Origin of the sequence: Methylobacterium sp. E-065 (assembly GCF_022829605.1) — a bacterium.
GTDB lineage: Bacteria > Pseudomonadota > Alphaproteobacteria > Rhizobiales > Beijerinckiaceae > Methylobacterium.
The window spans coordinates 1-4383 of record NZ_JAKSYD010000183.1; the positions used below are offsets into that span (position 1 = coordinate 1).

At 62.4% G+C, this 4383-nt stretch carries 6 protein-coding genes; 3 read left to right on the top strand and 3 right to left on the bottom strand.

Translation table 11 applies throughout. From position 1 onward, the window contains the following. Positions 1-113: 113 nt before the first annotated feature. The gene (locus MKK84_RS22495) at positions 114-596 is read right to left on the bottom strand and encodes a transporter substrate-binding domain-containing protein (protein WP_243923861.1); all 483 of its coding nucleotides are present in this window, start codon (positions 594-596) and stop codon (positions 114-116) included. 54 nt (positions 597-650) lie between these two features. On the opposite strand from MKK84_RS22495, the gene MKK84_RS22500 reads away from it, so the two are divergent. Together MKK84_RS22500 and MKK84_RS22505 are read left to right on the top strand one after the other, a co-directional pair. Further along, the gene (locus MKK84_RS22500; RefSeq protein WP_243923863.1) at positions 651-1400 is read left to right on the top strand and encodes a tyrosine-type recombinase/integrase; all 750 of its coding nucleotides are present in this window, start codon (positions 651-653) and stop codon (positions 1398-1400) included. 516 nt (positions 1401-1916) lie between these two features. Beyond that, entirely contained in the window at positions 1917-2183 is a 267-nt protein-coding gene (locus tag MKK84_RS22505; protein WP_243923865.1) for a hypothetical protein, read from the top strand. A 30-nt stretch (positions 2184-2213) separates the two neighbouring features. On the opposite strand, the gene MKK84_RS22510 is transcribed toward MKK84_RS22505, so the two are convergent. Together MKK84_RS22510 and MKK84_RS22515 are read right to left on the bottom strand one after the other, a co-directional pair. After that, entirely contained in the window at positions 2214-2660 is a 447-nt protein-coding gene (locus MKK84_RS22510; RefSeq protein WP_243923867.1) for a protease inhibitor I42 family protein, read from the bottom strand. A 159-nt stretch (positions 2661-2819) separates the two neighbouring features. After that, positions 2820-3212 (bottom strand): hypothetical protein, encoded by a 393-nt coding sequence (locus MKK84_RS22515; RefSeq protein ID WP_243923869.1) that lies wholly within the window; start codon positions 3210-3212, stop codon positions 2820-2822. Between the two features lie 480 nt (positions 3213-3692). On the opposite strand from MKK84_RS22515, the gene MKK84_RS22520 reads away from it, so the two are divergent. Further along, the coding region (locus MKK84_RS22520) for a porin (RefSeq protein WP_243923871.1) at positions 3693-4383 on the top strand (691 nt) is incomplete at its 3' end.

Sequence of the window (4383 nt, forward strand, 5' to 3'; positions counted from 1 at the left end):
GCGTCTGCCTCGCCTCCCGCACCCCTATCACGGGGTGCTAACCGGGGTCAGCGCCGCTTGCCCCGCAGAACCTCCGCCGTGCCGCATGCAGCCCGAGATTGTCAGGTGGCCGTTCAGGGTGCGACCGCATCGCCGCTGAACCCATGACCGTCGAAGATGCTCCGGACGACGCCGGTCCGCTTCGCGTCCTCCAGCCATGCCGTGACCGCGGCGAGGGCGCCGGAACGGCCCTTCGGGACAGCGACGGCAACGTGTGTCCGCTGGAAGCCGCCCGTGACGATCCGTGAGCCCGGGACCTGCCGCACCACCGGCCGCAGGGTATCGCGCGACAGGGCGAAAGCCTCCGCCTGCCCGGCGCGCATCCGCTCGACCGCCTCGGCCACAGTCGGGACGGCGACAGGTTGCGTATGTGTCAGCGTGCGCGCGGAGGCGCGGAACGTCGTCGTACCGGCGATCGCCAGCACGCGGACGCCCGGCCGGTCCACCTGCGTCACGTCGGTGATCCCCGAAGCCGCGCTGGCGAGATATGTGCTCTCTGGGTTGTAGTAACCCGGGCCGAAATCGAGCACCTGCCGCCGGGTTGCGTCGACCGGCATGAAGCTCACGTCGATGGTGGTCGACTGAAGCGCCGCAATGGCAAGACCGCCAACGTGATAAAGACCGGCTTCCGCGGCAAGGCAGTGGTCGAGGGCGGCTCCGGCGCCGCGACGCGCACCGCGGGGCTCTTGGGCGGGATCCTAAGCTATGCCGTCGCTGAGCGCGTCATCACGACGAACCCGGCCGTCGGCGTGAAACGGCCGGCCGGCAAGAAGCGGAAGCGGCGCCTGACACCGGACGAATATACTGCGCTCGGCAAAGCACTCGTCGAGACAGAGGAGGGCTCTCTGGAGCGGTGGCAAGCCTTAGCCGGCGTCCGGCTACTGGCCCTGACCGGCTGCCGGCTCAGCGAAATAGTGAAGCTGCGGTGGTCCGAGATCGATAGAGCGGAACCATGCCTACGGCTGGAGGATACGAAGGAGGGCGCCTCCGTTCGACCGATCAGCAGAGCCGCTCTGCTGATCCTAGACGATGTCCAGCGGGTTCCTGGCTCGGTCTACGTTCTGCCGGCCGCACGGGGAGGGCAGAGGCCTTTCGTCAGCCTCGACGATGCACTGGAGCGCATCGTGAGCAAGGCAGGGCTGGAGGGCGTTTCGGCACACACCCTTCGTCATTCATTCGCTTCGACGGCTGGGGACCTCGGCTACAGCGACTCGACGATCGGCGCGATGCTGGGACATGCCGGCCGCGGAATGACGTCCCGGTACATCCACCATCTCGACACAGTGCTGATCGCGGCAGCGGATCGGGTCGCCATGCAAATCTCTGGAGCGATGGGCGTCGCTGAAAAAGCTGATCCGTGAAAACACCGCGCGAAGGGGGGCCCTATCATCTCTGCGACCAGCCGTGGACGCGATCGGGATGCGCACAAAGCCGGGCGAGCCATGATGATATGGCTGCCCCAGTCGACGTGTCTCGTTAAGGCTGCTCTTACCCTGATCGCAGCGCAGCGAAACCTCGGTAGAGGCACCTGCGTACCGCCGCCCATGGCCGACAAGCACGCCCATCCGACGACGGACCCGTTGCATCAGAATGAAGACCGACTTGCCCACGTCCCTCAACCGAAATTCGCCGCCGCGTGGACGGCCTGGGTCGGAGAGCCGCCTGCCTTGATGCTAGAAAGTCGGTCCGAGATGATCCGCCTCCTGGTGGGCAGCGTCCCGGTCGCTCAACCGGCAGAGAGAAACGCGATCGGCGGGGGCTAGCGCAGAGGGAGGCGTAAAGCTTCGGAGCGCAAGACTGGGCGTGTCGCGATGATATGGCCACCCGGCGAGCGTGCCGCGATAGACGGGGCAGGGGCCCCGCGGAAGGCCTCCACCATGGCCAAAGAGATCCCCAGCGTCGGCGACCTGCGCCGCAAGTCCGAGGTGACGGACGAGGAGATCGAGGCCGCCACAGCCGCCCACCTGAAGGACGAGGGCGACCCGCCGTTCGCGTTCAAGTCCGGCCACACCGACGACGTGGCAAAGGCGATCGAGATGCACCCGCAGGCCAAGGCACTGCTGGCCGAGGAGGCCACCACACCGGGTCTGCGGCGCACGATGGTGAAGACCGCCGTGATCATGGGGTTTCCGGTCCAAGCATGAGCGGTAAGCGGCTCTTGCCCAATCGATCAATTAGTGGATGTTGAGTAGAAGCTTCGTCGTGGAATTGACTTCACCTGTAAACCAGACATATTCACACTTTACTGTAGTTATTCCGGGTCTTATTGCACTAATAATAAAGATACTGGCTATTTCATAGCCTACTTTGCCACCGTTTAATCCATCTGCCAATCCATCTGCTCTTTTCCATCCATTCTCTTTGACATTGACAATGCTCTCATCGGCCGAAGAGCATTGCCAAGAAGTCGGCAGCCCGCTGCCAGACCGTAATTTTATTGAAAAAGTATCCCCTACCGAGACTGCCGCTTCGCTATTTTTAACTGGTTCGTCTTTCGCTGGTGTTACATCTATAATATTATCATCATTCGGCAATGCCGAAGAAATTGAAGAGCATGTTAATATTATTGCAGTCACAATATGTCGTTTCTTTAAGAGCGTTGTCATGACTGCTTCCATCATTACGATTTCGAGTGAAATGCTAATGCACAGACTTTAATCAATAAAAAATGAAGCTGTTGAGAGCATCTTCACAGTTACGGTGTACTTACAGGATCGTAACCAACACCGTTAAGCCCAGCAGCGGGCCGGTACTGCCGATCTGCGCAAAGCGCCGGCAACTCACCGGCCCGCACCCTTCATGGCGAATTCCCAGACAGGAATACCCCAGACCTGACCCTGCTTGGTCCGGTAACCCGAGCCCCGATCGAACACGATCCGAGTTGGCTCCACCGCCACGGCCTTGCTGCCGGACACCATCATCACGCCGCAGTAGTCCACCCGCAGCGTCCCGTGCTCAGGGTGGAGCGCGAATAGCTCGGCAGCCGTCCACCCCAGCGAGTGTGCCTCTGCGCCCAGCCTTTCGCAGAAGTCGATAGCGGCCTCCCGTAGCGGCACCCACCGGGCCGGAGTGAGATACCGGCAGGGCGAGGCGTGGGGCGAGATGTTTTCGATGGCACCGTGCCAGATGGCGACGGGGTTCGGGATCAGGGTTGGGGCGAGGCTGGCTGACATCCGGCCCAGCTACGCTAGGACAGGGCGCCCGGCCATGCGGCCAGAAGCGGGATTGTCCAACATGGGTCGGGATAGGCCCGTTTTGCAAATGCCGCGGCTGTGGGGCGGCATAGCACCTTAAAGCTAATCTGTAGGCGGGCTACGCTGAAGAGCGTGGCAAATCGCGCAACAAAATGCCCGCAGGGGGCGCAATCACGATTTCGTGGCTTATTATTTCGGTTATTAGCCACCTAAATCAGGTAGAAACAAACAGAAATACTTTATCTAGTTCTGTTGCCATCAAGCAACGCGATCAAGGTACAGGGGTAAAGCAGCAATATTCCTTTTGCTTATTGCCGCTGACCTGAGCCAATAGCTCAACGCCGCCTGCCGCTGGCGTGTAAGCCCGCCGCCAAGACGCGAGCTGAAATGATTTCGGCAGTGAGATCCGGATCACCGGACGATGCTGCGCTATGGGTCTCGAAGATTTTGGGGTCATCCATGAGGTTCTTGAAAAGCTCCCTGCTGGGCTCGGCTGCCGCATTCGCGGCGGTGGGTGCCGGGCACGCGGCCGACCTGCCGGTCAAGAAGGCCGTGCCGATCGAGTACGTCCGCGTCTGTAGTGCCTACGGCGCCGGCTTCTTCTACATCCCCGGCACCGACACCTGCCTGCGCGTCTCGGGCCGTGCCCGGTTCGAGGGCGGATACCAGACCAGCTATACCCGCCAGGCCGGCGCCAACGGCGATACGTCCGGCTACCAGGGCCGGATGCGCATCAACCTCGATGCCCGCACCCAGACCGCCTACGGCACGCTCCGCGCCTTCGTGCGCCTCGATGCCGGCGCCCGCACCGGTTACTCCGGCGTCGGCACCTCCGGCACGCAGCAGCGTATCGGCCAGGCCTATCCCGGCATCGGCACCGCCAGCTTCGGCCGCGACCAGCAATTCGCCATCGTCCACAAGGCGTTCATCCAGTTCGCCGGGCACACGGCCGGTCGCGCGTCCTCGTTCTTCGACTCTTACGCCCACAACTTCGTGTTCGCCTGCCCGACCGCCGTTTCGGACGTGTTCTCGAGCAACCTGCTGGCCTACACAGCCACGGTCGGCAACGGCCTGTCGGCCACGCTCTCGATCGAAGACCCGGACTTCAGCCTCACCCCGATCTTCTCGCCGGTCAATATCTCCGCCACCC

What these genes read in the sequence shown, in the direction of transcription:
- MKK84_RS22495 (WP_243923861.1), bottom strand. Translation starts at nt 596, where the DNA reads ATGCCGGTCGACGCAACCCGGCGGCAGGTGCTCGATTTCGGCCCGGGT.
- MKK84_RS22505 (WP_243923865.1), top strand. Translation starts at nt 1,917, where the DNA reads ATGGCCAAAGAGATCCCCAGCGTCGGCGACCTGCGCCGCAAGTCCGAG.
- MKK84_RS22510 (WP_243923867.1), bottom strand. Translation starts at nt 2,660, where the DNA reads ATGATGGAAGCAGTCATGACAACGCTCTTAAAGAAACGACATATTGTG.
- MKK84_RS22515 (WP_243923869.1), bottom strand. Translation starts at nt 3,212, where the DNA reads ATGTCAGCCAGCCTCGCCCCAACCCTGATCCCGAACCCCGTCGCCATC.